This is a genomic window from Pseudomonas sp. ANT_J12, from assembly GCF_008370045.1.
In the GTDB taxonomy this organism is placed as follows: Bacteria; Pseudomonadota; Gammaproteobacteria; order Pseudomonadales; family Pseudomonadaceae; genus Aquipseudomonas.
This window is the reverse complement of sequence record NZ_VOBN01000001.1, coordinates 827,368-845,616: the sequence shown is the minus strand read 5'-3', so window position 1 is coordinate 845,616 and position 18,249 is coordinate 827,368. Positions and strand designations below refer to the sequence as shown.

At 61.3% G+C, this 18,249-nt stretch carries 10 protein-coding genes; 8 read left to right on the top strand and 2 right to left on the bottom strand.

The genetic code is table 11. The annotated features are described in order from the left end of the window. Positions 1-151: 151 nt before the first annotated feature. From lepA to pdxJ, 6 genes are all read left to right on the top strand, one after another. A complete protein-coding gene (lepA, locus tag FQ192_RS04110) occupies positions 152-1,951 on the top strand; it encodes a translation elongation factor 4 (RefSeq protein ID WP_059403403.1) in 1,800 nt (599 codons plus the stop codon). Positions 1,952-1,956: 5 nt separating this feature from the next. After that, on the top strand, positions 1,957-2,811 hold the full coding sequence (lepB, locus tag FQ192_RS04105) for a signal peptidase I (protein ID WP_149657465.1): 855 nt from the start codon (positions 1,957-1,959) through the stop codon (positions 2,809-2,811). Positions 2,812-2,995: 184 nt separating this feature from the next. Beyond that, positions 2,996-3,685, top strand: coding sequence for a ribonuclease III (gene rnc / locus FQ192_RS04100; protein ID WP_054054779.1), 690 nt, complete (start codon positions 2,996-2,998; stop codon positions 3,683-3,685). Next, positions 3,678-4,580 carry a GTPase Era gene (gene era / locus FQ192_RS04095; protein WP_054054777.1) on the top strand — a complete coding sequence of 301 codons (903 nt, stop codon included), beginning with the start codon at positions 3,678-3,680 and terminating at the stop codon, positions 4,578-4,580. The genes rnc and era overlap by 8 nt, the downstream gene beginning before the upstream one ends. 104 nt (positions 4,581-4,684) lie before the next feature. Then, complete coding sequence (recO, locus tag FQ192_RS04090) at positions 4,685-5,374, top strand: DNA repair protein RecO (protein ID WP_149657464.1); 690 nt, start codon at positions 4,685-4,687, stop codon at positions 5,372-5,374. 47 nt (positions 5,375-5,421) lie between these two features. Further along, entirely contained in the window at positions 5,422-6,168 is a 747-nt protein-coding gene (gene pdxJ, locus FQ192_RS04085; protein ID WP_149657463.1) for a pyridoxine 5'-phosphate synthase, read from the top strand. A 145-nt stretch (positions 6,169-6,313) separates the two neighbouring features. Here pdxJ and mltF read toward each other — a convergent pair whose 3' ends face one another. Continuing rightward, positions 6,314-7,774, bottom strand: coding sequence for a membrane-bound lytic murein transglycosylase MltF (gene mltF, locus FQ192_RS04080; protein ID WP_149657462.1), 1,461 nt, complete (start codon positions 7,772-7,774; stop codon positions 6,314-6,316). 274 nt (positions 7,775-8,048) lie between these two features. Between mltF and purL the strand changes: the two genes are divergently transcribed. After that, positions 8,049-11,945 carry a phosphoribosylformylglycinamidine synthase gene (gene purL / locus FQ192_RS04075; RefSeq protein WP_149657461.1) on the top strand — a complete coding sequence of 1,299 codons (3,897 nt, stop codon included), beginning with the start codon at positions 8,049-8,051 and terminating at the stop codon, positions 11,943-11,945. A gap of 35 nt (positions 11,946-11,980) precedes the next feature. After that, positions 11,981-12,292 (top strand): YqfO family protein, encoded by a 312-nt coding sequence (locus FQ192_RS04070; protein ID WP_149657460.1) that lies wholly within the window; start codon positions 11,981-11,983, stop codon positions 12,290-12,292. A gap of 86 nt (positions 12,293-12,378) precedes the next feature. Here FQ192_RS04070 and FQ192_RS04065 read toward each other — a convergent pair whose 3' ends face one another. After that, entirely contained in the window at positions 12,379-18,126 is a 5,748-nt protein-coding gene (locus FQ192_RS04065; protein ID WP_149657459.1) for a membrane-targeted effector domain-containing toxin, read from the bottom strand. Positions 18,127-18,249 lie beyond the last annotated feature (123 nt).

Below are 18,249 nucleotides of genomic sequence, written 5' to 3'. Positions count from 1 at the left end.
TGCCGTTCACTGAAAACGCCCCTGTCGCAAGACCGGGGCGTTTTTGTATTCGCCGTCTGACCTGCGAACGTGACGCTTGCGCCGTGGATCAGGTACAATTCCCGGCTATTTTTCGGCGGGCTATGCCTGCAGCCTTTTTGAGTGTTGATCCGTGAGTGATTTGAGTCATATCCGCAATTTCTCCATCATCGCCCACATTGACCATGGCAAGTCGACGCTGGCCGACCGCTTCATCCAGATGTGCGGCGGCCTTGCCGAGCGCGAAATGGAAGCCCAGGTCCTGGACTCCATGGACCTGGAACGTGAACGCGGGATCACCATCAAGGCCCATAGCGTCACCCTGTATTACACCGCCAAAGATGGTATCAAGTACCAGCTGAACTTCATTGACACCCCGGGCCACGTCGACTTCACCTATGAAGTCAGCCGGTCGCTGGCGGCCTGTGAAGGTGCGTTGCTGGTGGTCGATGCCGGTCAGGGCGTTGAAGCGCAGTCGGTTGCCAACTGCTACACGGCGATCGAGCAGGGCCTGGAGGTGATGCCGGTCCTGAACAAGATCGACCTGCCACAGGCTGATCCGGACCGCGTCAAAGAAGAAATCGAAAAAATCATCGGCATCGATGCTACCGATGCAGTCGAGTGCAGCGCCAAGACTGGCCTGGGCGTCGACGAGGTGCTCGAGCGTCTGGTCAAGACCATTCCTGCGCCGACCGGCAACTACGAAGATCCGCTGCAAGCGTTGATCATCGATTCCTGGTTCGACAACTACCTGGGCGTTGTTTCCCTGGTTCGCGTGCGCCACGGTCGTGTGAAGAAGGGCGACAAGATCCTGGTCAAGTCCACCGGCAAGATCCACCTGGTGGACAGCGTCGGTGTCTTCAACCCGAAACACACCGCCACCGTTGACCTTAAGGCCGGCGAAGTGGGCTTCATCATCGCCGGTATCAAGGACATTCACGGTGCACCGGTCGGTGACACCCTGACCCTGAGCTCGACCCCCGACGTTGACGTGCTGCCCGGCTTCAAACGCATTCAGCCGCAGGTTTACGCCGGTCTGTTCCCGGTCAGCTCCGACGACTTTGAAGATTTCCGTGAAGCCCTGCAAAAGCTCACGCTCAACGACTCGTCCCTGCAGTACACCCCGGAAAGCTCCGACGCCCTGGGCTTCGGCTTCCGTTGCGGGTTCCTCGGCATGCTGCACATGGAAATCATCCAGGAGCGCCTCGAGCGCGAGTACGACCTGGACCTGATCACCACGGCGCCGACGGTGATTTTCGAGCTGTTGCTGAAAACCGGTGAAACGATTTACGTCGACAACCCGTCCAAGCTTCCAGACCTGTCCTCGATCGAAGACATGCGTGAGCCGATCGTGCGGGCCAATATTCTTGTGCCGCAAGAGCACCTGGGCAACGTCATTACCCTGTGTATCGAAAAGCGTGGCGTCCAGCACGACATGCTGTTCCTCGGCACCCAGGTCCAGGTGACCTACGATTTGCCGATGAACGAAGTGGTCCTGGACTTCTTCGACCGTCTGAAATCCACCAGTCGCGGCTATGCTTCGCTGGATTACCATTTCGATCGTTATCAATCAGCTAATCTGGTGAAACTGGATGTGCTGATCAACGGTGACAAGGTCGACGCCCTCGCGCTGATCGTGCACAAGGATAACGCGCACTACAAAGGTCGCCAGTTGACCGAGAAGATGAAAGAACTGATTCCGCGCCAGATGTTCGACGTCGCGATCCAGGCCGCCATTGGCGGGCAGATCATTGCGCGGACTTCCGTCAAGGCACTCAGAAAGAACGTATTGGCCAAATGCTACGGCGGTGACGTTAGCCGTAAGAAAAAACTGCTTGAAAAGCAAAAGGCCGGTAAGAAACGCATGAAGCAAGTGGGCAACGTGGAAATTCCACAAGAAGCCTTCCTTGCAGTGCTCAGGTTGGATAGTTAGGTCCTATGTCACTAAATTTCCCGCTGTTGCTGGTCATCGCCGTGTTCGTCTGCGGCCTGTTGGCGTTGCTCGATCTGGTTTTCCTGGCACCGCGTCGGCGTGCTGCCATCACCTCCTATCAGGGCAGCGTCAGCCAGCCTGACGGGGTGGTGATCGAGAAGCTGAACAAAGAGCCGCTGCTGGTCGAATACGGCAAGTCGTTCTTCCCGGTGTTGTTCATCGTGCTGGTGCTGCGTTCGTTCCTGGTGGAACCGTTCCAGATTCCTTCCGGCTCGATGAAACCGACCCTGGACGTGGGTGACTTCATCCTGGTGAGCAAGTTTTCCTACGGGATCCGCTTGCCGGTGGTCGACCAGAAAGTCATCGATGTCGGTGATCCACAGCGTGGCGATGTGATGGTGTTCCGCTATCCGAGCGATCCGAACGTCAACTACATCAAGCGTGTAGTCGGCCTGCCGGGCGACCAGATTCGGTACACCGCCGACAAGCGCTTGTTCGTCAACGGTGAGTCGATCGCCGAGCAACTGGTCGGCTCCGAGCCGGGCACGCTGGGCAGTGCCGAGCTCTACAAGGAAAAACTCGGCGAAGCCGAGCACCTGATCCGCAAGGAAATGAGCCGCTACCGCGCAACGCCGGACCATACCTGGACCGTGCCTGCCGGGCACTACTTCATGATGGGCGACAACCGCGACAACTCCAACGACAGTCGCTACTGGGATGATCCGAACATTCCCAAGGATCTGCTGGGCATGGTTCCCGACAAGAATATCGTCGGCAAGGCCTTCGCAGTCTGGATGAGCTGGCCGGAACCCAAACTCAGTCACCTGCCGAATTTCTCGCGGGTTGGCCTGATCAAGTAATCACACACGGCGCTGTTGAACACAGCGCCGAATGCATTTCTGGAACCGCCACAATCGGCGCCAGAAGCATGAAAACAATGATATTCAGGACGTAATTTTTGAACACAGCGTTAAGTGTCCCAAGCCTGCGCCGCATCATGGCGATGGCGGTGGAATCCAACCACGAACTCAGCGTGGGTAAACCGTGAGCGTCTCCTTAAGCCGTCTAGAGCGTCAGCTCGGCTATACCTTCAAGGATCAGGAACTGATGGTCCTGGCCCTGACTCACCGCAGTTTTGCCGGGCGTAACAACGAACGCCTGGAATTCCTCGGTGATGCCATCCTCAACTTCGTCGCTGGCGAGGCGCTGTTCGATCGCTTCCCGCTGGCCCGCGAAGGCCAGTTGTCGCGTTTGCGCGCACGCCTGGTGAAAGGTGAGACCCTGGCCGTACTGGCCCGTGGTTTCGATCTGGGCGATTACCTGCGCCTGGGCTCCGGTGAATTGAAGAGCGGCGGTTTCCGTCGCGAGTCGATTCTGGCCGATGCCCTGGAAGCGCTGATTGGTGCGATCTACCTGGACGCCGGCATGGACATGGCGCGCGAACGCGTGCTGGCCTGGCTGACCGGTGAGTTCGAGGGCTTGACCCTGGTCGACACCAACAAGGATCCGAAAACCCGCCTGCAGGAATTCCTGCAATCGCGGGGCTGTGAGCTGCCACGTTACGAAGTGGTGGATATCCAGGGTGAGCCGCATTGCCGAGTCTTCTTCGTCGAATGCGAAATCACCTTACTGAATGAAAAAAGCCGAGGTCAGGGTGTGAGTCGTCGTATTGCCGAACAGGTAGCGGCCGCCGCAGCACTGATTGCCCTGGGTGTGGAGAATGGCAATGACTGATACAACCGCAACACGCTGTGGCTATGTTGCCATCGTCGGCCGTCCCAACGTGGGCAAGTCCACGCTGCTGAACCACATCCTGGGTCAGAAGCTGGCGATCACCTCGCGCAAGCCGCAGACCACCCGTCATAACATGCTGGGCATCAAGACCGAAGGCGCGATCCAGGCTGTCTACGTCGACACCCCAGGCATGCACAAGGGCGGCGAAAAGGCCCTGAACCGCTACATGAACAAGACCGCTTCGGCGGCGTTGAAAGACGTCGACGTGGTGATCTTCGTGGTTGACCGCACCAAGTGGACCGACGAAGACCAGATGGTCCTCGAGCGCGTCCAATACGTGACCGGCCCGCTGATCGTGGCGCTGAACAAGACTGACCGCATCGAAGACAAAGCCGAGCTGATGCCGCACCTGAGCTGGTTGCAGGAACAGCTGCCGAACGCGCAGATCATGCCGATCTCGGCCCAGCACGGGCACAACCTCGAAGCGCTGGAGCGTGTGATCGCCGGCTACCTGCCGGAAAACGAGCACTTCTTCCCGGAAGACCAGATCACCGACCGCAGCAGCCGCTTCCTCGCTGCCGAACTGGTACGCGAAAAAATCATGCGCCAGATGGGCGCCGAGCTGCCGTACCAGATCACCGTCGAAATCGAAGAGTTCAAGCAGCAGGGCAAGACCCTGCACATCCATGCCTTGATCCTCGTTGAACGTGACGGCCAGAAGAAGATCATCATTGGCGACAAGGGCGAGCGCATCAAACGCATCGGCACCGAGGCGCGCAAGGACATGGAGCTGCTGTTCGACTCCAAGATCATGCTCAACCTCTGGGTGAAAGTGAAAGGTGGCTGGTCCGACGACGAACGCGCCTTGCGTTCGCTGGGTTACGGCGACCTGTAACACGCTTCAACGATCAAAAGATCGCAGCCTTCGGCAACTCCTTGTAGGAGCTGCCGAAGTCTGCGATCTTTTTTTGCAATCCCTGACCGGGACACAAGACCACCATGTCGACCACCGCGCCCATCGGCCAACTCGCCTACGTGCTCCACAGCCGCGCCTACCGCGAAAGCAGTGCGCTGGTGGACTTCCTCACGCCGCAAGGTCGGCTGCGGGCGGTGTTGCGCAGTGCGCGGGGCAAGGCCGGGACATTGGCGCGGCCGTTTGTGCCGCTCGAAGTCGAGTTCCGTGGTCGGGGCGAGCTGAAGAATGTCGGGCGCATGGAAAGTGCGGGGACTTCGACCTGGCTCATCGGCGAGGCGCTGTTCAGTGGCCTCTACCTGAATGAACTGCTGATTCGCCTGCTGCCGGCCGAAGACCCGCATCCCGGTGTGTTCGATCACTACGCTGCGACGTTGCTTGCTCTGGCCGAAGGTCGACCGCTGGAACCGTTGCTGCGTTCGTTTGAATGGCGATTGCTGGATGATCTTGGCTACGGTTTTGCGCTGAATACCGACATCCACGGCGATTCCGTCGCGGCGGATGGTCTCTATCGTTTGCAGGTGGATGCAGGGTTGGAGCGGGTCTACCTGTTGCAACCCGGTTTGTTCAACGGCACTGAGCTGCTGGCCATGGCCGAAGCCGACTGGACCGCGCCCGGTGCGTTGTCCGCCGCCAAGCGTCTGATGCGTCAGGCGCTGGCTGTTCACTTGGGCGGTCGTCCGCTGGTCAGTCGCGAACTGTTTCGCAAGCCCTGATCACCCCGTATGCTGTGCGCCGAATCTTTCAATTCAGGAGCGCTTCCGTGACCACCAGCAATCGCATTCTTCTTGGCGTGAACATCGACCACGTTGCCACTTTGCGTCAGGCCCGGGGCACGCGCTACCCGGATCCGGTCAAGGCCGCACTGGACGCGGAAGAGGCGGGCGCCGATGGCATCACCGTGCACTTGCGCGAAGACCGCCGGCACATCCAGGAGCGCGACGTGCTGCTGCTCAAGGACGTGCTGCAAACCCGCATGAACTTTGAAATGGGCGTCACCGAAGAAATGATGGCGTTCGCCGAACGCATCCGCCCGGCGCACATTTGCCTGGTGCCGGAAACCCGCCAGGAACTGACCACCGAAGGTGGCCTGGACGTGGCCGGGCAGGAAGCGCGGATCAAGGCTGCGGTGGATCGCCTGTCGAAGATCGGTTGCGAAGTGTCGTTGTTCATCGACGCTGATGAGCGGCAGATCGCGGCGTCCAAGCGTGTTGGCGCGCCTGCTATCGAGCTGCATACCGGCCGTTATGCCGATGCCGAGACGCCGACTGATGTGGCGCAAGAACTCAAGCGTGTGGCCGATGGCGTGGCGTTTGGTTTGACCCAAGGCTTGATCGTGAATGCCGGCCATGGCCTGCACTATCACAACGTTGAAGCGGTGGCGGCGATCAAGGGCATCAACGAACTGAACATCGGTCACGCGTTGGTGGCCCATGCGCTGTTTGTCGGGTTCAAGTCGGCGGTTTCGGAGATGAAGGCGCTGATTCTGGCGGCTGCGCTCAAGGGTTGAGACAGGCGGCGCTACCTTCGCGGGCAAGCCTCGCTCCTACAGGTCGGTGAGCCTGATCGTTCCCACGCTCCGCGTTCCGCTTCACCAACTGACGCAGAGCGTCAGGAGATGCATTCCCACGCGGAGCGTGGGAACGATCAAAGATCTAAAGCGGCGGCGTTTCCTGATTCGGCTTGGACTTGTCGATCCCCGGCACGTGCAGGTTGCCCTCAGCCACTTGATCACCTTCAAGCTGTGGCTGCGTGACCCAGGTCAGGATGTCGTAGTAGCGACGGATGTTCGCCACGAAGTGCACCGGCTCCCCGCCCCGGGCGTAGCCGTAACGGGTTTTACTGAACCATTTCTTCTCTGAAAGCCGCGGCAGGATCTTCTTCACATCCAGCCATTTGTCCGGGTTCAACCCTTCCTTGGCCGCCAGTTTGCGCGCGTCATCCAGGTGGCCGCTGCCGACGTTGTAGGCCGCCAATGCAAACCAGGTGCGATCCGGCTCTTGGATCGACTCGTCCAGCTGATCCTTCATGTAGGCCAGGTACTTGGCGCCGCCCATGATGCTCTGCTTGGGGTCGAGGCGATTGGACACGCCCATGGCCTGTGCGGTGTTCTGGGTCAACATCATCAAGCCGCGCACGCCGGTCTTGGACGTGACCGCCGGTTGCCACAGCGACTCCTGATAGCCCACGGCCGCCAGCAGGCGCCAGTCGACTTTCTCTTTCTTCGCGTAATTCTTGAAGTGCTGTTCGTACTTGGGCAGGCGCTGCTGCAAGTGCTGGGCGAAGGTGGTGGCGCCCATGTAGCCGAGGACATCGACGTGGCCGTAATAACGGTCTTTCAGGCGTTGCAGCGTGCCGTTCTTCTTCACCTTGTCGAGGTAGGTATTGATCTCGTTGAGCAGGCTGTTGTCTTCGCCGGCGGCCACCGCCCAGCTCTGGTTGCTGGCATCGCCAAGGTCGAAGGCGACCTGGATGTTGGGGAAGTAGACCTGGTTCATCGCCACTTCATTGGAGTCGACCAGGGTCAGGTCGATCTGCCCCTCATCCACCATCCGCAACAGGTCGACGACTTCAACCGCGTCGGACTCTTCGTATTCAATGCCGGGGTATTTCTTTTTCAGCTCCGCCAGTTGCTCGGCGTGGGTGCTGCCCTTGAGCACCATGATCTTCTTGCCGACCAGGTCGCCAGCGTCGGTAGGCCGGGACTGGCCATTGCGGTAGATGATCTGTGGGGTGACTTCCAGGTAGGAATGGGAAAACCGTACCTGCTTCTTGCGTTGCTCGCTGCTGACCAGACCGGCAGCAGCCAGCACCGGGCCGTTAGGCTTGCCCACCTGGTTGAACAGGTCGTCGAGGTTGTCAGCCGTCTCGATTTTGAGCTCGACCCCCAGATCTTCGGCAAAGCGCTTCACCAGCTCGTATTCGAAGCCGGTCTCGCCGTTACGATCCTGAAAGTAGGTGGCGGGGCTGTTCCGGGTGATCACCCGCAGCACACCATCCTCCTTTACGCGCTCCAGCGTGTTGGGTTTATCAACACAGCCACTGAGCATCAGGAAGAGTCCGGTTGCGATCAGCCATTTGGCGTACCGCGGACGCAAAGCCGTTGGGGAAAACATCTGCGCAGTATACGCAAAGGACCACGACCGCCATATCTCGACAGCGAAGGCCTTGTCTGCTAGGCATCGAAAAACTGCCCGGGAGCCCGCAGGAATGGGCCCGAACAGCAATTTGTGACAGAAAAAATAACCCGCCAAATGCAACGATTTTCGGTACGGATGCCCGGCCCGACGTTCGGGTACGGCCGCGCGCACCGTTTCGGGTGATGTCGCGGGCGGTTTAGGCTAGAATGCACGGCCTCAAAGCACACCCCTTCCCGAGGCTGTCCCGAAGATGTTGATCCTGCGCGGCGCTCCTGCCCTTTCTGCCTTTCGCCACAGCAAACTCCTTGAGCAACTGAGCCAGAAGGTCCCGGCTGTCAGCGGCTTGTATGCTGAATTCGCTCACTTCGCCGAAGTTACCGGCGTCCTGACCGGCGACGAACAGCAGGTGCTCGCGCGCCTTCTGAAGTACGGCCCAAGTGTCCCGGTGCAAGAACCGACCGGTCGTCTGTTCCTGGTGTTGCCGCGTTTCGGCACCATTTCGCCGTGGTCCAGTAAAGCCAGCGACATCGCTCGCAACTGCGGCCTGAGCAAAATCCAGCGCCTGGAACGCGGTATCGCGTTCTACGTGGCCGGCCAGTTCAGCGACGCCGAAGCGCAGCTGATTGCTGACGTACTGCACGACCGCATGACGCAAATCGTGTTGGGCAACCTCGAACAGGCCGCCGGCCTGTTCAGCCACGCCGAACCCAAGCCCCTGACCGCGATCGACGTGTTGGGTGGCGGCCGCGCCGCGCTGGAAAAAGCCAACACCGAGCTGGGCCTGGCCCTGGCCGAAGACGAGATCGACTATCTGGTCAACGCCTTCATCGGCTTGAAGCGCAACCCGCACGACATCGAACTGATGATGTTCGCCCAGGCGAACTCCGAGCACTGCCGTCACAAGATCTTCAACGCCAGTTGGGACATCGACGGCCAGAGCCAGGAAAAAAGCCTGTTCGGCATGATCAAGAACACCTACGTGATGCACAGCGAAGGCGTTCTGTCGGCTTATAAGGACAACGCTTCGGTGATCGTCGGCAACGTCGCCGGTCGTTTCTTCCCGGACCCTGAAACCCGCCAGTACGGCGCGGTGCAGGAGCCGGTGCACATCCTGATGAAAGTCGAGACCCACAACCACCCGACCGCGATTGCCCCGTTCCCGGGCGCGTCCACCGGTAGCGGTGGCGAGATTCGCGACGAAGGCGCCACCGGTCGTGGTGCCAAGCCAAAGGCCGGCCTGACCGGTTTCACCGTGTCCAACCTGCAAATTCCGGGCTTCGAACAGCCGTGGGAAGTGCCGTACGGCAAGCCTGAGCGCATTGTTACCGCGCTGGACATCATGATCGAAGGCCCACTGGGTGGCGCCGCGTTCAACAACGAATTCGGCCGTCCAGCCCTGACCGGTTACTTCCGTACCTTCGAACAGTCGATCACCACCCCCCGTGGCGACGAAGTTCGCGGTTACCACAAGCCGATCATGCTGGCCGGTGGCATGGGTAACATCCGTGCCGAACACGTACAGAAAGCCGAAATCACCGTCGGCTCCAAGCTGATCGTCCTCGGCGGCCCGGCGATGCTGATCGGTCTGGGTGGCGGCGCGGCTTCCTCCATGGCCACCGGCACCAGCTCGGCGGACCTGGACTTCGCTTCGGTACAGCGCGAAAACCCTGAGATGGAGCGCCGCTGCCAGGAAGTCATCGACCGTTGCTGGCAACTGGGCGACAAAAACCCGATCAGCTTCATCCACGACGTGGGCGCGGGCGGTCTGTCCAACGCCTTCCCGGAACTGGTCAACGACGGCAACCGCGGTGGCCGCTTCGAATTGCGCAACATTCCAAACGACGAGCCGGGCATGGCCCCGCACGAAATCTGGAGTAACGAATCCCAGGAACGCTACGTTCTGGCGGTCGGCCCGGCGGACTTCGAACGCTTCCAGGCGATTTGCGAACGTGAGCGCTGCCCGTTTGCCGTGGTCGGCGAAGCCACTGCCGAACCGCAACTGACGGTCACCGACAGCCACTTCGGCAACAGCCCGGTGGACATGCCACTCGAAGTGCTGCTGGGCAAAGCCCCACGCATGCACCGTTCCGCTGTTCGTGAAAACGAACTGGGCGACGACTTCGATCCGTCGACGCTCGAGATTGCCGACTGCGTCGAACGCGTTCTGCATCACCCGGCCGTCGCAAGCAAAAGCTTCCTGATCACCATCGGCGACCGCACCATCACCGGCCTCGTGGCCCGTGACCAAATGGTCGGCCCGTGGCAGGTTCCGGTGGCCGACGTTGCCGTCACCGCCACCAGCTTCGACGTCTACACCGGTGAAGCCATGGCCATGGGCGAGCGTACTCCGCTGGCGCTGCTGGACGCTCCGGCGTCGGGCCGCATGGCCATCGGCGAAACCCTGACCAACATCGCGGCTTCGCGCATCAACAAGATCTCCGACATCAAATTGTCGGCGAACTGGATGTCCGCCGCCGGTCACCCGGGCGAAGACGCGCGTCTGTACGACACCGTGAAAGCAGTCGGCATGGAACTGTGCCCGGACCTGGGCATTACCATTCCGGTGGGCAAGGACTCCATGTCCATGGCCACGCGCTGGACCGACGAAGGTGTCGACAAGACTGTCACCTCGCCAATGTCCCTGATCGTGACCGGTTTCGCGCCAGTGGCTGACATCCGTCAGACCCTGACCCCGGAACTGCGCATGGACAAGGGCACCACCGACCTGATCCTGATCGACCTTGGCCGTGGCCAGAACCGCATGGGCGCCTCGATCCTGGCCCAGGTGCACGGCAAGCTCGGCTCGCAAGCGCCGGACGTCGATGATGCCGAAGACCTGAAAGCCTTCTTCGCCGTGATCCAGGGCCTCAACGCCGACGGTCACCTGCTGGCGTACCACGACCGTTCCGACGGTGGTCTGCTGACCAGCGTCGTGGAAATGGCCTTCGCCGGTCACTGCGGTTTGAGTCTGAACCTCGACGGTCTGGCGGAAACGTCCGCCGACATCGCCGCGATCCTGTTCAACGAAGAACTGGGCGCCGTGATCCAGGTTCGCCAGGACGCGACGCCAGACATCCTCGCGCAGTTCAGCGCGGCCGGTCTGGGTGACTGCGTGTCGGTAATCGGTCAGCCGATGAACAACGGCCAGATCAACATCACCTTCAACGGCGAAACCGTGTTCGAAGGCCAGCGTCGTCTGCTGCAACGTACCTGGGCTGAAACCAGCTACCAGATCCAGCGTCTGCGTGATAACGCCGACTGCGCCGAACAAGAGTTCGACGTGCTACTGGAAGAAGACAACCCGGGCCTGAGCGTCAAGCTGAGCTACGACGTCAACCAGGACGTCGCCGCGCCTTACATCAAGAAAAACATTCGCCCACAAGTTGCCGTACTGCGTGAGCAGGGCGTCAACGGTCAGGTGGAAATGGCCGCAGCCTTCGACCGCGCCGGTTTCAACGCGATCGACGTGCACATGAGCGATATCCTGGCCGGCCGTGTCGACCTGAACGAGTTCAAAGGTCTGGTCGCTTGCGGCGGTTTCTCCTACGGCGACGTATTGGGTGCCGGCGAAGGCTGGGCCAAGTCCGCGCTGTTCAACAGCCGCGCTCGCGATGCGTTCCAGGGTTTCTTCGAACGTAACGACAGCTTCACCCTCGGCGTGTGCAACGGTTGCCAGATGATGTCCAATCTGCACGAACTGATCCCGGGCAGCGAGTTCTGGCCGCACTTCGTGCGTAACCGTTCCGAGCAGTTCGAAGCCCGCGTGGCGATGGTCCAGGTCCAGGAGTCGAACTCGATCTTCCTGCAAGGCATGGCCGGTTCGCGCATGCCGATCGCCATCGCTCACGGTGAAGGTCATGCCGAGTTCGAAAACGAAGAAGCATTGCTGGAAGCCGATCTGTCCGGTTGCGTGGCGATGCGTTTCGTCGACAACCACGGCAAGGTCACCGAGAAATACCCGGCCAACCCGAACGGCTCGCCGCGCGGGATCACCGGGCTGACCAGCCGCGACGGTCGCGTCACGATCATGATGCCGCACCCGGAACGCGTGTTCCGCGCCGTGCAGAACTCGTGGCGTTCGGAAGACTGGAACGAAGACGCACCTTGGATGCGTATGTTCCGTAATGCGCGCGTCTGGGTGAACTAAGAGCGGGTGAACTAAGAGCGGGTGAACCAAGCGCTGTGTACAAGCTCTGCTTTTTTGTTCCTACCAGTCACGTCGAAGACGTGAAAAGCGCCGTATTCGCCGCCGGTGGCGGGCGGATCGGTGCTTATGATCACTGCGCGTGGCAGGTGCTCGGTCTGGGCCAGTTTCGTCCACTGGACGGCAGTCAGCCGTTTATTGGCGAAGCGGGGCAGATCGAACAGGTTGAGGAATGGAAAGTTGAGCTGGTGGTGGCGGATGAGTTGATCGTGGCCGTGGTGGCCGCGTTGAAACTCAGCCATCCCTACGAGACGCCAGCTTACGAAGTGTGGCGGCTGGAAGATTTCTGATCTTCCGGGGTGCTGAAATGAGAAACCCGCTGATGCAAATCAGCGGGTTTTTTATTGGGCGGGATCTTTACGACGTGTTCACTGCTTCATGGCGCAGGCGTCAGGTGCACCTCTTGCCGGAGCATGTTGAGCAGTTCGAGCAGGGATTTGAAACGTCGCGTCTGCTTGACCCAGCGGTTGATAAAAAACAGCCCGTTATCGTCGATCTGGATCGGGGTGGAAACGATGTCCCCGTTGCCGGATTTGTGCAGCAAATTGATCTCTGCCGTGGACGGGCGTTCGATCAGGTAGTGCCCGGCCTCGGTCAATCTTGATCGGTCGACTGGAACGATGGCCGCCGGTCTTGGCATGCCGGCAATGCCGACGTCCAGTATGAAGTCGCTGCGCAAGGCTCGCGTCGTCAGTGACGTGGGGTCGGTTTCCCAGAAACCACGGTGGATGCTCCTGGCCCGCGCCGGTGCGGTATCCCTGACATGCAGGCTGACTGCACCGAGCATTTCCGCCAGCCCCGGCACCCCAAGGTTATTGTTGGTGTGGGCGCTGCCGACGAAGGCGATCCATTTGTGCGGGCCCTGTGTCGCCTGATCGGCGCGGATGACCTGGGCGGCGAAGTAGCTGAACATCTGGTTTCGCGTAAGGTCCCCGTCCTCCATTCCTTTGATGTGATAGCTGGCGGTGCAGTCGATGGCCCTGACGCGGATGCCGTACTTGCCAGCAGCCTGGATCACTTCCGAGTAGGTATCGGCGCCGGTGTAGAAGGGCCCCATGTGGCCCACGTCCTGGTTTCTGAGGTAGGTCTTGAGGCGGTTGGGCATTCGCTGGGTCAAGTGGAAGGCATCCAGGTGGGCCTGGTGCAGGTCGGTCAGCAGGTGCTCGACGTAGAGGGTCTTGAATCCCAGCTTCTTGATGTTTTTCATCTGCTTTCTGAGCAACGCCTTGCTCGACTCGTGGGTATGGCCCTCACCGATCACCAGCCCCGCCAGTGGGCTGTCGGCCACCTGTTTCAGAAACGATTCCGGCGTCGTGCTTGCGGTGATCTCAGGCAGTGCCGGCCTGCCGGGGGGCACGTAGTCGGCAAAAAACTGCTTGGCGGTGGTGTTCAGGCTGGAGCGCCGTTCGAGAAAGGCCATGAACGGGCCTTGCCTGCTCTGACTCGCTGGTGCGTAGCGGCTGTCCAGACCATGGGGCTGACGGGATAGGCGGGCAACGTCCTCGCGCAAGGCCGGGGCGATGTCGAAAGCGCTGAAATGCTGAACGCCGGGTTCGGGGGCAATCGCTGCCGCCGGTGTGCTCGGCGCGGGTGCCTTGTAGGCAGTGGGCACTGCCATTCGGTAGTCGGCTTTGGCCAGTGCATCCCCGGGCATGGCGCCTGCGGTATCGGCCCAGATGCCCGCCGGTTGATCCAGCCCGACGTCTTCGACGCGCAGCGCCACGGCATTTTGCAGGTCCGCCAGGCCGGGGGTGTCGTTGAATGTCCGCAGGCGTGACTGTTCGACCAGGGCGATCCAGCGCTCGTGCGGGGCGTCGGCGACATCGCCGGCGATGACTTTATGGGAATAGAAATTCCTCACGGCGTTATCCCGTGGCGTGGTCGGCGAGGTCTCGCCCAGGAGCAGGGCATCCTCCAGTTGATAACAGGTCGAGGCATCCAGGGCGCGTATTTGCAGACCCTTGTCCCTGGCTTTGCGCACCAGGGCGAGGTAGCAATACTCCGCGTCCGGCGCGTGACCGAGGGCTGTGTCCATGGCCTTGAGGTGCTTCTCGATGTGCCGCCAGGATTTGCCCGTGTTGAGCTTTTCCAGTTTGATCGGGAAGACGTCACCCGGCAGGTATTCCACGTACAGACGCTTGAAGCCCTTTTCAATCAACTCATCCATATGAGCGATCAACAGCTGTTTGCTGGCGAGGGAGCCTGGCAGGGCACCGATGATCAGGCTCTTGTTACCGGCAAAGGTGTCGCTGGCGAGCCACTGCGCCATGGACAGGTCGGTCTGGACCGGAAGGATCCGGGGCGCGGCGGGCAGCGGGCCCAGCTCCCTGAAAAACGCCCGCGCCTGCGTGGTCAGACGCTCGACCTGTTGCAGGTAGGCGGTGCGCGCATTGCCCAACTGCTTGACGGCTTTGTCCAGCACCGGCTGCGCCGAGTTGAACATCAATTCGCCCATGTTGACCATTTCGGTCCTGCATTGTGGGTCCAGGATGCCTTCGAGCCGATCCCGGTGTTTCGCCGGGATCCCGTAGTCTTTGTGCGGCCCGGGGGTTTCCTGCACCGGTTGATATTTTGGTCCGCCGCCGGACACACCGCTGCGTACCAGGACGCCGTCGGCATCTGGCGTGACCAGGCGTCCGGTCGAGGCCCATTGGCCGTGCGGGTCCAGGCGATACAGCAAGTAGCGGCCGATCGCATCCGGGGTGTTCGTCGTCCAAAGGGTCCGCCCTTCGAACACCACCGCGCGCATGTCCGTCGGGGGCAGCGCGGCGGGTTCCAGTTGTCGGATCAGTTGCATCGCGCGGCTTTGCTCGGCACCGGCGCTGCTCAGGCGCAACGAGCGCCCCACGGGTTTGAGTGCGCGCAGGGCGGGGCGCAAGTCGGTGAACAAGGCGCCGGCACTGTTGAGCAGGTAACCGGCGAAATGCTCAAGCGCCGCCGTGGTATCGCCCTGGTTGTAGGCGTGCAGCGCGAGCATGGCGTCCTTGAACGCCAGCAGCAGGCCGGCGCTCAGGCTCAGGATCGGGTACGGCGCGGTGGCGATCGCGGCCACCCATTCGACGCAGGTCCAGACGAGGTCGCTGATCATCCGGGTGCGGTTGACCGTGGTGGCGTTGACGTCGTCGATCTTGCGCTGCAACTGCATGTTGTACAGGGCATGGCGCACGTCGGACGTGGCCGCCACGGAACGGGTCGAGTCGTAGCGCGCCGGGCTGACGCTGGTGGTGTCCAGTTGATCGGGCAGTTGTTGCCTGACCTCTTCGAGGAAGGCGCGGACGCGGGTGCGGGATGGAACGCCGACCCGTTGGGTCAGGTAAGCGATCATGCCGGGCTGTTTTTTCAGCAGGTAGTTGAACAACCGCGCTTCGCGAAAGCTGATGCCGTCGGGGGCTTGCGGGGTGTAGAGCAGAACCGGGCGGTCGCCGTGGCTGAACAGCCAAGCGCCGATCACCCAGTCGCCGTCGATCATCAAAGGGTGCAAGGCGTATTGGCTGCGCGTCGACGCCGAGCTGTCGCCCAGGTTGGCAATGCTCGCTTCCAGCCATTGCAGATCGACGCCGGTGAGGTGCCCTTGCAGGTGGCACTCTAGCGCGGCGCTTTGCATCTGCCGCTGGGTGATGGCCAGGGTGGTGTTGCGCCGCAGTGCATAGCCGAGGCTCTCGGGGCTTTGCAGTTCGGTCCTGACCTTGTCGATGTAACGCTGGCCGATCCACACCCCGGTGACCGAGCGTGCGACGTTTTGCGCCGTCAGGCGGCTCAGGTCCACACCTTGCGGGCCTTTGAAGCGCGCCGAATGGGAGAACTTTTCATCGAGAAAACCCACGCCGTCGGCATAGCCGTCGCGGTACAGCTGGGTATAGCTCAGCGGTGGCGGTGTGGTGCCGGCAAGGACAGGGGGCGAATACGCCCAGACGGTGTCCGGATCGACGTCGTTGGCGCTGCGTCCCAGCAGTTCGTTCAAGCGTGCCTGGGCCTGCTCATGCAGGTAGGTATCGAAGTCCGGAAACCGGCTTTCCGAGGCCGGATGATCGTTGAAAGTGCGCAAGGCGCCTTCGGCGTCTTCGGCCAGGGACGAGAGCTTTTGCCTGTCTTGTGCGCTGGCTGAGCGATACCAGCCCGGCGTGGTGAACTCATAGTCGTCGACCCGCGTGGCCAGCACATGCTCGGCCATCGACCTCAGGCAATCGCGATGGCTAACGGCGACCGTGAACCAGACTTCCTGGTATTCCCGGTCCTGGGGTTTAAAACTCAGGCCGGCCAGCACCTGGCGCAGGCTGGGGCGAAAACGCAGGGGCGCCCGGGTGATCAAGTACTCGGTCATGCGGGCGGCAGCGGCGTCGCCGTTGTTCAGGGCCCAGCCGAGGATGTGTTGTTGGCAAGCGGCCTCGCTGCCGAACGCCTGGAATTGCTGATCTCGCGGCGCTTCGGGGGTGCAGAGCAGCAGGCGTTTGATCGTTCCGTGGTCGTCCGCCTGGCGCAGCACCCACACATCCTGCAGTTGCGCGCCATGCAGCGACAGGGTGCCGGCCCCCAGGGTTGCGGCGCTCAGTCGCGTATCGCTGCCGGCGCGCAGGCGCTGGATCAATTGCAGGTCGTCGTCGCGCAGATGACCTTGCAGATACGCGGTGTAGGCCAGTGCGTCGATCCGCTGATCGAGCATCTGCTCGATGGCCCGCCTGATTTCGGGGCGGGCATGCATCCAGGTTTGCACCTCGGCAAAATCCACACGCGGGTGCAGGGTGTCCAGTTGCTGAATCAGCCACGCCGGGGTCAGGTCCATGTGCGATTCGTGCAGGGGCGCGCCGTGGTAGGTGAGGGTGGTTTTTTCCAGGAAGTCCGAGCCGGGCAACGCGTCCCCGGTATGGGCGCCGCGCAAGGCCAGCTCGATCAGGTCTCGCGAATGTTCATAGACACCAAAACCGGCGACGTAACGGCGGGTGCGCAGGTGCAGGTGTTGTGGTTCCAGGTCATGGATTTCCAGCTCATCGCCGAGCCGTTCAAGCCAGGCGTGACGGGCCAGGGCTTGCGGACTGGCGGCGGGGCCCAGCAGGTCCAGCAAACGTTGCCGCGCCTGGTTGTAATGACGCAGACGCAATGCCAGTTCTGCCCGGTGGTCTTCACTGGCGCTGCGATACCAGTCCGGTGCGCTGTAACGCAGGCTGCGTTCAAGCAGGGCTTGGGCGTGAAGTTCGAGGCGGGGCGTGAGGTCCGGCAGGGCGGCGTCGATGGCGCGGTCGAGGGCGCGGAGCAATTGGCCGCTGTCGTGCTCGGGGTTGTCGGCAAAACTCAAGGCCCGCTCGATATCTCGGGTGCGTTTGTCGATCAGCGCGTCGTAGAGGTGTTCAAACAAGGGGGTGCTGTCGATGGGCGACAACTGCAAAGGCCAGATGCCGGATTCGCTCAAGGCGTGATAGCGCGTCGGCAGCATCTGCATGAAGTCACTGCGCCCGGCGGCGTGCTGCATGTGCTGCGACAAATGACTATTGAGCGCGGCCAGCGAGTCGAAGGACTCGACCCCTCGCGAGGGCGTGAACAGCAGGACCTGGCCGACGTTTTGCGGCGTCAGTAAATCGTTGGTCACGGGGCTGTTTTTTTCCGTGGCGACAAAAGCCCCGGCCAGTTCGACAGTGTGTTCCTGATAGCTGAACTGCAAGGCATACAGGCCCGGACGCAGGGCCGGCCCCAGCGCCAGGCTTTCCAGCATCTTGCCGGCCTGCGGATGCAGCAAGCGATCCTGGACCGCCCACCGGGCTTCATGCTCGATGGCGGTGAACCCGGCCTCAAAGGTCATGAAGGACTTGGCAGGCTTGCCGTCGATCAAGTCCCGCAGGTCCATGTCCGCCAAATGCGCGATGAGCGTGGCCCTGAGTGTCGCGAGCAGCGTTTGCGCGGCCTGGCTGTGCAAATCACTGTCCGCCAGCGCCTGGTAGTGCGTACGGCAGCGGCGCAGAAACGGCTCGCGGTAGTTTTTCAGAAGGCCGTTCAGGCGTGTCAGGTAGACCTGTTCGGCCGAGGGTTTTTGTTCGGGTAGCAAAGGGGTTTGGGTCTTGAACAGATGATGACCGATCTGGTTGAGATAGCCTTTGATCTCTTCAAAGGACGGCGCGGCGGTGGGTGTGCTCATCGGCACGGTCTCCAGGCTGATGGGAATAACCTTCAGCTTGGAGTGGGGCGCGTGGGCGGTGGCGGTACATAGTTACCACCCTTCGCCGCGTGGGATGTGCGTGTCAGGCGTTTAAACACGGCT